Here is a 13,629-nt window from a genome sequence, read left to right as displayed (position 1 = left end):
AATTGAACGTTCCAGCGGATGACGAGGATCGCGGTCCGTTTGCCGCGAACCGGAGGTATGACGGCCGTTTCGCCCGTTTGCGAGGCGCCTCCTAGCCTACCCGGTACTTGGCGATGACGGCCTCGTCCACCGTGATGCCGAGACCCGGACGGTCCGGCACGTGCACGTAGCCGTCCTTGAACGCGACCGGCTCGGAGACGAGATCCCGCGCGAGCGGCGACGCCGACGTCGTGTGCTCGATCATGAAGCCGTTCGGTATGGCCGCCGCGAAATGCGTGCTCGCCGCCACGAGGATGCCCGTCTTGAAGGCATGCGGCACGACCTTCTTATGGCGCTCGTTCGCCATATAGGCGATCCGCTTGCCTTCGGTCAACCCGCCGCAGCGGCCGAGGTCCGGCTGCACGATGTCGTGCCCGCCGTCCTCGATGAGCCGGCGGAACGCCGTCACGCCGCTCTCCTGCTCGCCCCCGGCGATGCGCAGCGTCGTCCGCGACGACAGCTCCTTGTAGCCGGCGAGGTCCTCCGGGTGCAGCGGCTCCTCGAGCCAGTATACGCCGTATTTCTCGTAGACCTCGGCCATCCGCAGCGCGCCCTTCAGATCCCAGGCGAGCCCGCCGTCGATCATGACGTCGATGCCGGCGCCTGCGGTTTCGCGGATCGCGCGGATCTGCTCGGCGTCGAACCCGGCGTCGCGGCCGATCGGGCCCCAGCCGAACTTCATCGCCTTGTAGCCTTCGGAGACGAACTGCTCCGCCAAGCGCACGGCTTCCTCGATCGTGTCCGGCATGAGCGAGCTGGCGTACGCCTTCAGCGTCTTGCGGTACGTTCCGCCGAGCAGCTCCGACACCGGACGCCCCGCCTTCTTGCCGGCGATGTCCCACAGCGCCATGTCGATGCCGCTCATCGCGTGCATCGCCGGACCGCCCCGGCCGAAATAAATCGTGCCGCGGTACATTTTGTCCCACAGGCGGTCGATCTCGAGCGGATTTTCCCCGATCAGGAGCGAACGCAAGCCCGTGGCGATGGCATGCGACGGCGGAGCGTCGATCGCGGCCTTCGCCACGAGCGGGACCGAGTCGACTTCGCCGTACCCGGTAATGCCCTCGTCCGTATGCACGCGGATCAGGAGCGTATCCTGCGTGCCGTCGCAGCGCTCCGCGTCCAAATCCGGCAAGCGCAAATAGATCGATTCGATTTCGGTAATGTTCATGCGGACAATCCCCATCCTTCGGCGAAAGTGGAAAGCGGTTCGCGTACGCGCGGCATTCATGAAAGCTAAAACGCACGCTTGCGAGCGCTCTCATTTTGGCTTCATTGTAGTTTCCCGGTTTGTATATTGTCAACAATATTAATTTGACTGTCGGCCGTCGACAATGGGATGCTTTTTCCGCCGGCTTCCCTTATAATGCATGTCATAACGAGGCCGGCGCGTGCCGGATCCGATAGAGGAGCGATGGCGTTATGCCCGATTTCATCTTTAAGCCCCAAGCCAACGTCTCGCTGCGCGAGAAAGTGACGACCGATCTGCGGGAAGCGATTTTGAACGGCCACTTGGCGCCGGGAGCGCGAATCAAGGAGATGGACATTGCGTCTCAAATGGGCGTCAGCCGGGGACCGATCCGCGAGGCCATCCGCCAGCTCGAGCGCGAAGGGCTGCTCGTCTCGCATCCTTACAAGGAAACCGTCGTGGCGGATCTGAACCTCGACGAAGTGCGGGATTTGCTGATTCCGGTCCGGTTCCAGATCGAATGGTTCGTCGTCCGACGCTACCTCGGCAGCATGGACGAGCGCTTCTTCGCGAAGCTCGCGGCGATCGCGGACGAGATGCGCGACGCCGTCGCGAGCGGCGGGCAAAACCGGCTGATCGAGCTCGACCTCCGGTTTCACCAGACGATTCTGGAGCTCGCGACGGAACGCACGGTCATGCTGACGTGGCAGAGCATCGTGAACCAAATCCGCCTCCACTTCACGAAGAACCTGCCGTTCTACGATCTCGCGCATATGGAGACGGACCACCGGGCGCTGCTGGACGCGTTCCGGACGAAGGATTCGGGCGCGATCCGGGAAGCGATCGTCAAGCACCTCGAGGGCGACGACAACCTGCTCTGCTTCATGCGCGAATAAGGCAGCCCCCGAGGGGGCTGCCTTGTTTGGTTATGCCTCAGTGCCTCGGGCAGAGGGACGACGGATGATGAAATGCCGCAAGGCGTTATTCGGACTAGAGCTTGCCCCGCCTTAGGCTGCGGGAGGCGAATAGCGATGCCAAGTTCCCGCCAAGTCCCCTCGCCGGCAAGCTGTCCAAGACGTGGCGCGCGAACGAGCGGATAGGAGAGCCGTTATTGGGTACAATTACGGCGATTGACGCGGTTTGGCGGACACAGGTGCACCTATTGCCCGGAAAACTCCTATTTCGCGCGCGAAAACCTCGCAATAGCGGAACGTGTGGCCGCTTCATCTCCAAACGAGCCCGTTTTGCCGAAATAGCGGCGCCTGTGCCCGCAAAACGAACCCATCGCCGCACAAAGCCCTCACCCCGGCGCCCAGCGCAGGAGACGCCGCTCCGCCCGACAAGACGGGCGGGGCCGGATCAAAGCAACCGCTCCTGCATGCTCCTCGGCTCGAGCCAACGTTCAAGCCGCCTCGCCCGGTGCGATAAACGAATCGCGGACATCTCGCAGTCTGACGGCCCCATTGCCGTTGCCCGCGCCGTCTCGCGGCCTTGACGGCGGCCCTACTGCCGCAGCTCCCAGCGCAATACACCGCCCGCGCATGACTCGCAGCCTGACGGCAGTCCCTCTGCCGCAGCCCCCAGCGCGAGACACCGCCCGCGCACGTCTCGCGGCCTGACGGCGGCCCTACTGCCGCCGCCCCCTGCGACTTTCCGGTCAACTCAGCCGAGCCGCCGCCCGATTTCCCAATGGTAGCCGAACGGATCCGCGAGCCGTCCGATGCGCCAGCCGTGACCCTCGCCGATGGGCACGATTTCCGCCGCCCCCGCGGCCAGCGCCCGGCCGAAGACGGCATCGGGGTCGGCCACGGTCAAAATCATGCGGACCGAGCCCCTGTCCCCTTGCGCCGGGCTGGCCGCCGGGTCCTCTTGAATCCAGAAGCCCGCTCCCCCGACGGAGAGCTCGGCGATGACGGGTTTCCCCGCCTCTTCCTCCAGCCGGTAAAGCTCGTCCGCGCCGAATGCGGCCGTGTAGAACGCCAGCGCCGCCGCGCCGTCCGGAACCGCCAGCCACGGGGCGATCGCGGCCGTGCCAGGCCGGTTGACTCCTTGCGAATTCGAGTTCATGCGAACTCCTCCTTGGGCCGATGGGCCGTTTTATCTCCATTGTAGCCAACCTTTCCCGGACGCGCCACGCCAAACGCAAAAAACCGAGCGGCCCGCTCCCGGCGAACCCTTCTCGGCTTTTTTCGGCTTTTTCCGGCTTTTTCGGCTTTTTCCGGCTTTTTCGGCTTCTCCCGGCTTCTCCCGGCGTTTCCTAGCTATCGTCCATCCCGTTCGATGCGGCCGAGCCGCACCATCTGCGCCCGCCCGTTCACCGCTCTTCGCGAAACAACGTCTCCCGCAGCACCGCCATCGCTTCCGACAGCCGCGCCAGCCGTTCGTCCGTCGCGCCGGCGAGCTGCCGGTTGAACCGCGCCTCCATGTGCGCGAACGCCGCGTCCATGAACGCCTGCCCTTCGCGCGACAGCCGGATATGCTGCTTCCGCCCGTCCCCAGGGGCGCCGAGCTTCTCGCACAGCCCTTTGTCGGTCAGCTTCTTGAGCTCGCGGCTCGCGTTCGGCATCGACAGGTGCTTGCAGTCGCTGATGTCGCTGAGCGTCACCGGCTGCGACACCGCGATATATTCCAAGATCCCGTACTGAACGGGCGTCACGTCCCCGAGCGAAAAGTCCTTCGTCATCTCGAACGTCGTCTGATGCACGGCCGTGATGAAAGCCACCGCTTGGCCGAACAGCGCTTTTTTGTCCATGCGGACCACCTCTTCCCGCTACCATAGCAAACTTATTATCAAATAACAATTATCATTTGACAACAATCCGGCGGCAGTGCTATTGTTTAATTATCAAATGATAACAAAAGAGGTGCCGTTATGAACATGCTCGTCGTCTTCGCCCATCCCACGCACGAAAGCTTGAGCCATGCCTTCCTGCAGCAGGTGATCCGGGGCAGCGGTGAAAACGCGGCCGTCAAGGACGTCCAAGTGCTCGACCTGTACGCATCCGGCTTCGACCCCGTGCTTGTGCGCAGGCGGGACATGCATCTCGATCCCGAGCTCGCGGCGCACCGGGAGCAGCTCCTTTGGGCCGACAAAATCGTCTTCGTCTATCCGATCTGGTGGGGCCGCCCGCCGGCGATGCTCCTCGGCTACATCGACCGGATGTTCGCGTCCGGCTTCGCCTACCGGGATCAGGGCGGCCTGCTGCCGGAAGGGCTCCTGCGGAACAAATCCGTCGTCTGCGTCTCGACGATGAAGGGACCGCCGCTCTACCCGCTCTTCTGGCTGAACAACGCGCACAAGGTGCTGATGCGCAAGGCGCTGTTCCGGTTCGTCGGCATCCGGAAGGCGAAGTTTTTCGAGTTCGGCCGGATGGAGACGCCGGGCGGCGCGCAGGCCAGGAAGCTGGAGAAGGTGTACCGGTACTTCAAAACGGTCGCGGGCTGAGCTTTGCGGGCCGCGGGCCGGGACGCCGCACGGCAACGGGCCAGGCCGCCCCGGCTTAAGCCGCACCCTCGCCGCTGGCAGCCAAGCCAAACGGCCCCGCCGCGCGACGGCATTCGACAGCGAGCCAAGCATCGCTGCCTAGTCCGAAAGCCGGCAGGCTCCTGCCGGCTTTCGCCGCGTCCGTGCTCCCGCATCCGGACGCGCGGACGGCGAATAGGGCCAACGGACTGATTTTCCGGGTGCGGCTTCGCGGGTTAGCAAATTATAGTAATATAAAGCATGGACGCCAAAACAAGCTTTGCAAGGGGAGGATACCATGCAGAACAATCATTCGACAGAAAGCGGCAGACGCTCCCGGACCGCGCGCGCGCGGGAAAAGAAGGCCGTGTCCAGCGGCACGCTGCTCGCGACCGGGGCTTTTCTGATCGTGGTTTGCGTCGTATTATACAGCATTTATTCATCGCATAGAGACTCGGACAAGACGCTGGAGGCCGGCGGCAAGGCCGCGAACGAACAATCGGCCGCGAACGGCGCGGACGCGCAGCAGAACGCCGGCTCCGACCCGGACGCGCCGGTGTCGTCCGACGGCGCCAACGCGGCAAGCGGCGCGGGAACCGGCGGCGCGACGGACACAGGCGGCGCCACGAACGCAGGAGGCGGCGCCTCCGGCAGCGACGGCGCGTCCGCGGACGGCGGCGCGGGTGCCTCCGGCGCAGGCACTAACGGGACAGGCGGCGATGCCGCCGGCGGCGCGGCCACGGACACGCCGGACGCGCCTCCGGCATCGGACAAACCCGCCGGCGACGGCGCCGCTTCGGGCTCGAACGGCGGACAAGCTCCCGCAACCCCGCCGAAGGACACGGCGGCGGACGGCGGCACGAAGACCGTCTCGTCCGGCGGCTCGGGCACGAAGCTGCCGACCTCGTACGTCGTGAAGAAGGGCGACACGCTGTCGACGATCTCCATGAAATTTTATCATTCCAAGCAGTACGTCGCGTTCCTGGCAGAGCGCAACGGCATCGTATTCGTGAACGATATGCAGCCCGGCGACACGATCAAGATCCCCGCGCTGCCGGCCGGCGCCGGGTCGAATGCGGGGAAGCCGGACGCCGAGGATTATTCGAAGGTCAATCTGCCGGCGACCTATCTGGTCCGTCCCGGCGACACCTTCTACCGGATTTCCATGCAGTTCTACAAGAGCGGCAGCTACGCAGGCTTCCTGGCGAAGCAGAACAACCTGGACGAGAACGAAGGCTTGAAGGCGGGCATGTCCCTCACGATTCCGAAAAAGCCCGCTTCGAAGTAAGCCTAACCGAATCCGCAGCAACGAAAGAGGAGCGCTCCCGCGTCGTCATGACGCGCGGAAGCGCTCCTCTTGTCGGTTTGCGGCCATGCGTCGGCTCGCCTGTCGGCAAGCGAGGCTTGCGCGCCGGCCCCGCGCGGGGGCGGCCGTGACGCTCGGCGGCCCCCCGCCGCTCTGCATGCCAAACAGGTGCTCTCCCTGCTGCGCCAAGCCTCCTTGACCCGCGCGTGCCGTAGGAACCGCTCCCGCTCCGCGCCGCTCTGCCCGCAGCCCGAGGGCCGCTCTACGTCGCCTGCGGGAAGCGCAGCGAGATGACCGCGCCGCCCGCCTCGCCGTTGCGCGCCGCGATCCGCCCGCCGCAGCGCTCGACGATCGCGCGCGAGATCGCGAGGCCGAGCCCCGTCTCGCCGTCCTTGCCTTTGACGAACCGGTGGAACAGATGCGGCAGCAGGCTGTCCGGGAAGCCCCTGCCGTCGTCGGCGACCGCGAGCGACACGTGCCCGCCCTCCGCGCCGACCTCGATGACGATGACGCGCTTCGCGTAGCGCGCCGCGTTCGAGACGATGTTGAGGAGCGCCTGCAGCAGCTTGTCGCGGTCGGCGCTGACCGTCGGACGCCGCTCCTCCGCGCCGCCTTTGTACACCGTCCGCAGCTCCAGCCCCCTTGCCGCCAGGAGCGGATTGATGCGCTCGATCGTTTCCGTGACGATCTCCACGGCGCTGACGGGCGCCGCATGGAAAATATCCTCTTCGCTGTCGAGCTTGGCGAGCAGCGTCATCTCCGTCACGAGCTTCGTCAGCCGCCCGCTCTCGCTGAGGATGACGTCCAGCCCCTTGCGCGAGCTCTCCCCTTCGAACACCCCGTCGCGGATTCCCTCCGCGTAACCGGCGATGGACATGAGCGGCGTCTTCAGCTCGTGGGAGGCGTTTTGGAAAAACTGCTTCTGCGCCCGGTTATGCCGCTCCAGCTCGCCGGCCAGCTCGTGGACGGTCCGCGCCACCGCGCCGATCTCGCCGCCGGCCCGCACGAGCCCGACCTCGCCGAATTTGCGCTCCCGCACCTTCTTCAGCTCGTCCCGGAGCTCCATCAAAGGCCGGATCAGCTTGCGCGTGATGAGCAGGCTGAGCGCGACCGCGAGCGCGCCGCCCACCCCGAGCGCGATCAGCAGCCGGAAGAACAGGTCCTGCTCGACCGCCTTCACTTTGCTGAGCGGGGTCATCAGCGTCAGCGTGCCCTGCGGAATGACGCTCGTATTGATGATGTAATCGCTGCTCTTGGCGACGGCGGTGATGGTCTTCAGATCCGTCGCGGCTTCGCCCGGCAGCGCCTTGATCGCGGCCGAGTCCAGCAAGCCGGCTTTCGTGAACGCGTTCGCCGGACCGGTCTTCTGCACGACCTTGCCCGCCGCGTCGGCGACGTACACTTCGACGCCCTTGGGCGCCGCGGCCGTCAGCTTCGCCTGCAGCGGTCCCGCCGACGCGGTCCACCCTTGCACCACGACCGGCTTGCCGGCGGTCTGCACGGAGAACGTGGACGCCATGGAGGTGCCGAGCGATCGCAGCTCCTGCTTCTGCGCGGTAATGAAATGGTCCATGAGCACGTAGTGGATGATCACCGCCGTAATGCCCAGCACGACGACCAGCAGCAGACCGAACGCCAAATTGATTTGATGCAGCAGCTTCATGCTTCGTCCCCTCCCCCGGCCCGCAGCCGGTAGCCGTGTCCCCAGACCGCCTCGATCGGCAGCCCGTCCGCCTTCTTGCGCAACCGTTTGATCAAGTGATCCACCGCCCGGTCGCTGCCGAAATAATCGTCGCCCCACACGAGCACGAGCAGCTCCTCCCGCGTGAACGCGCGGTTCGGATGCTCCGCGAACGCGCGCAGCAGATCGAATTCCTTGAACGTCAGGTCGAGCTCGTCCTTGCCCAGGAAGACACGGCGTTCGCCCGGCAGGATCCGCAGCGCGCCGACGTCGACGGCGTTCGCCGGCGAGGCCGGCGCCGGCTCCTCCTGCCCGCGGTGCTTGTACCACCGCTGCAGCTGGCGTTTCACGCGGGCGACGAGCTCGCGCGGGCTGAACGGCTTGACGAGGTAGTCGTCGCCGCCGAGCTCGAGCCCGAGGATTTTGTCCACCTCGTTGTCCTTGGCGGAAATCATGATGATCGGCACGTCCGCTTCGCCGCGGATGCGCCGGCACAGCTCGTAGCCGTCCATGCCGGGCAGCATGATGTCGAGCACCCACAGGTCCGGCGGGTCGCTGCGCCACAGCTCCCACGCTTCCTCCGCCGAGCCGAGCCCTACGGTACGGTAGTTTTCTTTATGCAAATACGCCTCGACGAGGCCCCGGATATTCAAGTCGTCGTCCACGACGCCGATCGTATACTCGCTCACGGTTCCATCCTCCCGCTTCGGAATGTCTCCCCCATTATACCAACTCATCGGCGCCCCGAAGCGCGTGCCATCGTTTTTCCACACTTTCACCAACGGCTTGCCACACTTGGGCGCTAAGATGGGAACCGTACCGCCCATACCCAATCCGATAGGAGTGTTCAATCATGCAAAACAAACGCACCGTCACCAAAGTCGCCGCCGTCGCCCTGATGCTGTCCGCCTTCGCGAGCCCGCTCGCCGCCAACGCCGCCACCGGGCCGCTCGCGAGCTACTACACCGCCGCGCTGACCGAAGCCGGCGAAGGGACCGTCCCGGCCAACGTGACGATCGCCGCAAGCACGGCCGCGGCGGACAAGAATGCCAAGCCGGTCGCCGTGTTCATGAACCAGGCCGATCCGGTGGAGCTGGCGAAGCAGTACGCGCCGGATACGGTCGAAGCGTGGGAGCAGACGCTCGCGCAGTTCCAGGCGCTGGCCAAGGACGCCGTGAAGGTCGTCGCCGGGTCGGCAACGACGGTGACGAAGCCGGGTCCGGACGGCAAGCCGCAGACGATCACGATTTCGAAGGCGGCCGACGGCGAGTTGAAGGTCGTCGGACCGATCTCCCCCGATCAGCTGAAGACGATCAAGCTGAAGGACGGCGCGGCCGTCGCCGTAAAAGCCGCCCCGGCCGTGCCGGCGGAGGGCACGACCCTCGTGCCGGCTGGCAAGCTGGACGCGGTCAAGGCCGAAGCCGGCAAAGCCGTTACGTTCGAGGGCGGCGCGAAGGTCACGGTCGCGCTCAAGGACGCGGGCATGCTGCCTGCGGGCGCGAAGGTCGGCACGCTTCAGGCCGTGGCGATCGACAATCCGCTCATCAAGGGCCAGCTCGCGCTGAGCAAAGCCGCCGAATCCAAGGACGGGGAAGCGATCAAGCAGGCGCTGGCCAGCCTGCTGGGGCTGTACCAAGACGAGATCGCGAAGCTGCGGCAGCAGCAAGAGCAAGCCGACAAATAAGCGGCGGCGGACGCCGTATGGCGTCCGGCAAGCTCGCTTAGCACGCGAAAACGGGCACACCCGCAAGGGTGCGCCCGTTTTCGTGCGGCTTCGATCCGCGACGACTGCGTCGGCCGGCGCTCGCGGCATGGGGGGCCGCGCGTAAGCCGGGGGCGGGGTTGGGGTTACGGCGCGACGACCGCCCGAGCGCCGCACCGCCGATGCCGCCGGCCCGGCTCGCTCGGCGAGAGAACCGGCCGCGTCGCCGCTTCTTTCACGACGTCGGCGCGCCCTCTCCGCGCGGCCGCCGCACGCCCAAAAACTCGAACTCGCCGTCCTCGCCCTCCCGCAGCGTATACGCGTGATCGAGCCACGTGCTGTGAAACCGGTGGCCGCCGACGGGATAGAGCGGTTTCTCGATCCGGCCGAGATGGACGAACGACCATCCCTCCTCCGTCCGCTTGAGCTCCGCGCGGCCCGGGACGTAGACGCCTTCGTACCGGCGGGCGAGCGCCTCGTCCGGCTCGACCGCCGGCGGCTTCCCGGGGACGGCCGGCCGGCCGCCGAACATCAGCTCGGCGACGGCGTCGCCGACCCGGGTCACGTTCGCGAAGTCGTAATTGGCGAGCACGATCACGCAGGCGTCGTCCGCGAAGAAATGCTGAACGTACGCGCCGATGCCGAGGTGCGCGCCGTCGTGCCGCCAGCGCGGCCGTCCGCGGAATTCGTCCGAGAACAGACCGCCGGCGCAGCCGTTCAGGTTCGGCGCGAACAGCCGCTCGTACGCCGCCGATCCCAGCAGCCGGCGCTCTTTCAACGCGCGGTGCCACGCGTGCAGATCGCCGCAGGTCGAGACGATGCCGCCGGCGCCGATGCTGTAGCCGGGATGATGGTATTCCGCCGGCACGATCCGCTCCCCGTTCATGCCGTAGCCGAATGCCCGCCGCGCCAGCAGCGCGCTGCCGTCGTCGACCTCGGTATCCGCCATGCCGAGCGGGCCGAACACCGCTTCCGCGAGGTAGCGCTTGTAGGGCCGCCCGCTCGCCGCTTCGATCAGGAACGCCAGCAGGTGATAGCCCGCGTTGCAGTACTCGAACCGCGTGCCGGGCTCGAAGTTCAACGGCCGCTGCCGGAAATACCCGAGCAGCAGCTCCCGGTCGTACGGCAGCTTCTCCCGCTCCCCGAAGAAATCCTCCTGCAAGTGGTGGAACGTGCGCAAGCCCGACGTATGCGTCATGAGCTGATGCGCCGTGATGCGCGGATCGACGCGCAGCTCGGCGGGCAGGCCGTCGTTCACGGGCCGGTCGATGTCGATCCGGCCTTCGTCGTGCAGCCGCATCGCGGCGAACGCCGCGAGCTGCTTTGACACGGACGCGAGCCCGAAGCGCGTGTCCGTCCGGTTCGGGACGGCGAATTCCAGGCAGGCCATGCCGTAAGCCGCCTCGAAAACGATTTCCCCGCCTTGCGCGGCCAGCACCGCGCCCGAGAACGGCCATCGGGCCGCGTATTCGTCGACGTAGGCCCGGATGGTTTGGGTAAGCGTCATGGGTCTCATGCTCCTTTCGGATGGGTGTCGCCGCGAACTTGCCGTATCGTCGTTTCCTGAATGCGGGATACTACTATAGCCATTGCCCGCGCCGGCCGTCAAGCGGAATCGCGAGATCGGGCCGTACCGCCGCGGCCGCCTCCCGGATTCGTCCCCCCTCGCCCCGGGTAACAAGAGAACGTACCACCGCACGACCGATTACGCGAGGAGGAATGCGCCATGAACGAGAGAAGCCAAATCTTGAGCAAGGAGCAGGACACGTCAACGGACAAGGTCGAGAAAGCCGTGCAGGCGCTCAGCGGCGGAGACGGCGAACGGATTTTGGAAAACTTCGAAGCCTTCCGTTCCTACCTGGCCAAACGGATCGAGATGGCGGAGAATCTGGGCTTCGGCGACGAGCAGATCGCCGTCATCGCGCAGAAAGTAGCCGCCTACCTGGCCGAGCACGAGGAACCGCGCAACCGCGAGGAATACCTGCTGCGCGAGCTGTGGAAGGCCGGCGACGCCGATGAGCAGCACAAGCTCGCCCATTTGCTCGTCAAGCTGGCGAAGACGGCTTCCTAATTCGCCGTTCGCGAGCGCTGAAGCCGGTGCCGGCGACGCGTTAACCGTTACCGCCCAGCAGGCCGGGACGCCCCGTGACGGAGCGCCCGGCCTGCTGGGCTGCGCGCGATTGCGGGGCAATACGGCCGCCGATCGTCCGCGGTACCGCGCGGCACCGAAAGTATAGTAGATATACCGGGTATCAGATATTGAACATATATTCACTACTTTCGATCGTTTCGGCGGAACTTTATACTGAAGGGGGGCTTATCGCAAGCTTACGATCGGACGAAATGGAGCTGGATACGATGCAATATCGGAGATTGGGCGGCAGCGGTCTGAAGGTCAGCGAGATCAGCCTTGGGAGCTGGCTGACTTACGGCGGCTACGTGGAAAAGGAAAACGCGGTCAAGGCGATCGAGACCGCCTACGACTTGGGCATCAATTTCTTTGATACGGCCAACGTGTACGAGCGCGGCGAGGCGGAGAAGGTCGTCGGCGAGACGCTGCGCGCCTACCCGCGCGAGTCGTACGTGCTGGCGACGAAGGTCTTCGGCCAAATGGGCGACGGCCCGAACGACCGCGGCCTCTCGCGCAAGCACATCCTGGAGCAGGCGGACGCCAGCCTGAAACGGCTCGGCTTGGACTACGTGGACATTCTCTACTGCCACCGCTTCGATCCGGAGACGCCGGTGCAGGAGACGCTGCGCGCCATAGACGACCTGATCCGCCAGGGCAAGGTGCTCTATGCCGGCATCAGCGAATGGACGGCGGCGAACATCGCGGAAGGCTTGGCCGCCGCGGACCGGTACCTGCTCGACCGCATCGTCGTCAACCAGCCGATTTATAATATGTTCAACCGCTACATCGAGAAGGACATCATTCCGATCAGCGAGCAGAACGGCATCGGACAAGTCGTCTTCTCGCCGCTCGCGCAAGGCCTGCTGACGGGCAAATACGCCTCGGCGACCGACATTCCGGCCGGCAGCCGCGCGGCGAAGATCGAACGGATGCGCGGCAATATCACCGAGGACAAAATCGCCAAGGTGCAGCGCCTCGGCGCGGTCGCGTCCGAGCTCGGCGTCACGATCGGCCAGCTGGCGCTGGCGTGGACGCTGCGCCAGCCGAACGTCTCGAGCGCCCTGGTCGGCGCCAGCCGTCCGGAGCAGGTCGCGGAAAATGCCGGCGCGTCGGGCGTCGCGCTTTCGGCGGACGTCGCGGCGCGGATCGAAGACATCCTGGCCTAATTCCTAGCATGGAACCCGGCAGCATCAACATCGAAGCGATCGAAGGAGGACAAGCATTTGGCAAAAGTCGTCGTAACCGGCGGAAGCGGCATGCTCGGCCGGTGGGTCGTCAAGCATTTCGTGGAACGGCAATATGAAGTGGTGAACGTGGATTCCGTACGCCCGCAGGAGTGGCTCTGCCCGACGATCCTGGCGAATCTCGAGAACCTGGGCGAGGTGTACGGCGCGCTCGCGGGCGCGGACGCCGTCGTCCATCTGGCGGCGATTCCGGCCGCGCACATCAAGACGAGCGAAGTGACGTTCCAGAACAACGTCATGTCAACCTACAACGTGCTTGAAGCCGCCGCGGGCCTCGGCATCCGCAAGGCGGTCATCGCCTCCAGCGAATCGTCGTACGGCATCGTGTTCGCGGTCAACCGGTTCGGCCCGTCGTACGTGCCGGTCGACGAGGACCATCCGCAGCTGCCGCAGGACAGCTACGGCCTGTCCAAGGTCGTGAACGAGCAGACGGCGGACATGTTCCACCGCCGCACCGGCATGCAGGTCGTCTCGCTGCGGATCGGCAACGTCATTCCGCCGGAGCGCTATGCGCAATTCCCGTCGTTCATCCATAACAGCGCGGAGCGCGACCGCATCCTGTGGAGCTACGTCGACACGCGGGACATCGCGGAAGCGTGCCGCCTCGCGATCGAGAAGGACGGGCTCGGCTCCGTCGCGATCAATCTCGCGGCCGACGATACGAGCATGGCGATTCCGAGCCGGCAGCTGCTGGCCGAGCAATTCCCGGAAACAACCGATTTCCGCGAGCCGCTGGACGGCCACGAATCGCTGCTCAGCAACAAGCGGGCGAAGGCGCTGCTGGGCTGGGAGCCGAAGCATGCTTGGCGGACTTACGTCCCCGGCCAGGCCTGAACCGCCGGACGGGCGAATTTCAACACCGATCGGGCGGGCT

General features: G+C 65.6%; 13 protein-coding genes. 7 read left to right on the top strand and 6 right to left on the bottom strand.

From position 1 onward, the window contains the following. Positions 1-91: 91 nt before the first annotated feature. Positions 92-1,210 (bottom strand): mandelate racemase/muconate lactonizing enzyme family protein, encoded by a 1,119-nt coding sequence (locus I8J29_RS18970; RefSeq protein ID WP_208849080.1) that lies wholly within the window; start codon positions 1,208-1,210, stop codon positions 92-94. Positions 1,211-1,461: 251 nt separating this feature from the next. On the opposite strand from I8J29_RS18970, the gene I8J29_RS18965 reads away from it, so the two are divergent. Then, positions 1,462-2,124: a GntR family transcriptional regulator gene (locus I8J29_RS18965; RefSeq protein ID WP_208849079.1), complete on the top strand. Its 663-nt coding sequence runs from the start codon at positions 1,462-1,464 to the stop codon at positions 2,122-2,124. A 766-nt stretch (positions 2,125-2,890) separates the two neighbouring features. Here I8J29_RS18965 and I8J29_RS18960 read toward each other — a convergent pair. Together I8J29_RS18960 and I8J29_RS18955 are read right to left on the bottom strand one after the other, a co-directional pair. After that, on the bottom strand, positions 2,891-3,295 hold the full coding sequence (locus I8J29_RS18960) for a VOC family protein (RefSeq protein WP_090647252.1): 405 nt from the start codon (positions 3,293-3,295) through the stop codon (positions 2,891-2,893). Positions 3,296-3,542: 247 nt separating this feature from the next. After that, positions 3,543-3,980 carry a MarR family winged helix-turn-helix transcriptional regulator gene (locus I8J29_RS18955; protein ID WP_208849078.1) on the bottom strand — a complete coding sequence of 146 codons (438 nt, stop codon included), beginning with the start codon at positions 3,978-3,980 and terminating at the stop codon, positions 3,543-3,545. A 120-nt stretch (positions 3,981-4,100) separates the two neighbouring features. Here I8J29_RS18955 and I8J29_RS18950 point away from each other — a divergent pair, with 120 nt between their 5' ends. Together I8J29_RS18950 and I8J29_RS18945 are read left to right on the top strand one after the other, a co-directional pair. Further along, positions 4,101-4,673 carry an NAD(P)H-dependent oxidoreductase gene (locus I8J29_RS18950; protein ID WP_208849077.1) on the top strand — a complete coding sequence of 191 codons (573 nt, stop codon included), beginning with the start codon at positions 4,101-4,103 and terminating at the stop codon, positions 4,671-4,673. A 316-nt stretch (positions 4,674-4,989) separates the two neighbouring features. Further along, on the top strand, positions 4,990-5,979 hold the full coding sequence (locus tag I8J29_RS18945; protein ID WP_208849076.1) for a LysM peptidoglycan-binding domain-containing protein: 990 nt from the start codon (positions 4,990-4,992) through the stop codon (positions 5,977-5,979). Between the two features lie 280 nt (positions 5,980-6,259). On the opposite strand, the gene I8J29_RS18940 is transcribed toward I8J29_RS18945, so the two are convergent. Then, entirely contained in the window at positions 6,260-7,660 is a 1,401-nt protein-coding gene (locus tag I8J29_RS18940) for a sensor histidine kinase (protein ID WP_208849075.1), read from the bottom strand. Beyond that, complete coding sequence (locus I8J29_RS18935) at positions 7,657-8,367, bottom strand: response regulator transcription factor (RefSeq protein ID WP_338113226.1); 711 nt, start codon at positions 8,365-8,367, stop codon at positions 7,657-7,659. The genes I8J29_RS18940 and I8J29_RS18935 overlap by 4 nt, the downstream gene beginning before the upstream one ends. 164 nt (positions 8,368-8,531) lie before the next feature. On the opposite strand from I8J29_RS18935, the gene I8J29_RS18930 reads away from it, so the two are divergent. Further along, complete coding sequence (locus tag I8J29_RS18930) at positions 8,532-9,362, top strand: hypothetical protein (RefSeq protein WP_208849073.1); 831 nt, start codon at positions 8,532-8,534, stop codon at positions 9,360-9,362. Positions 9,363-9,615: 253 nt separating this feature from the next. On the opposite strand, the gene I8J29_RS18925 is transcribed toward I8J29_RS18930, so the two are convergent. After that, positions 9,616-10,887: a serine hydrolase domain-containing protein gene (locus I8J29_RS18925; RefSeq protein WP_208849072.1), complete on the bottom strand. Its 1,272-nt coding sequence runs from the start codon at positions 10,885-10,887 to the stop codon at positions 9,616-9,618. Between the two features lie 219 nt (positions 10,888-11,106). Here I8J29_RS18925 and I8J29_RS18920 point away from each other — a divergent pair, with 219 nt between their 5' ends. From I8J29_RS18920 to I8J29_RS18910, 3 genes are all read left to right on the top strand, one after another. After that, on the top strand, positions 11,107-11,451 hold the full coding sequence (locus tag I8J29_RS18920) for a DUF3243 domain-containing protein (protein WP_208849071.1): 345 nt from the start codon (positions 11,107-11,109) through the stop codon (positions 11,449-11,451). Between the two features lie 287 nt (positions 11,452-11,738). Continuing rightward, positions 11,739-12,677, top strand: a complete 939-nt coding sequence (locus I8J29_RS18915; protein WP_208849070.1) for an aldo/keto reductase family protein — start codon at positions 11,739-11,741, stop codon at positions 12,675-12,677. A gap of 57 nt (positions 12,678-12,734) precedes the next feature. Continuing rightward, the gene (locus tag I8J29_RS18910; RefSeq protein WP_208849069.1) at positions 12,735-13,589 is read left to right on the top strand and encodes an NAD-dependent epimerase/dehydratase family protein; all 855 of its coding nucleotides are present in this window, start codon (positions 12,735-12,737) and stop codon (positions 13,587-13,589) included. The last annotated feature ends 40 nt before the right edge of the window (positions 13,590-13,629 follow it).

Origin of the sequence: Paenibacillus artemisiicola (assembly GCF_017652985.1) — a bacterium.
Lineage (GTDB): Bacteria > Bacillota > Bacilli > Paenibacillales > Paenibacillaceae > Paenibacillus_Z > Paenibacillus_Z artemisiicola.
This window is presented reverse-complemented; position numbering and strand designations above follow the sequence as displayed.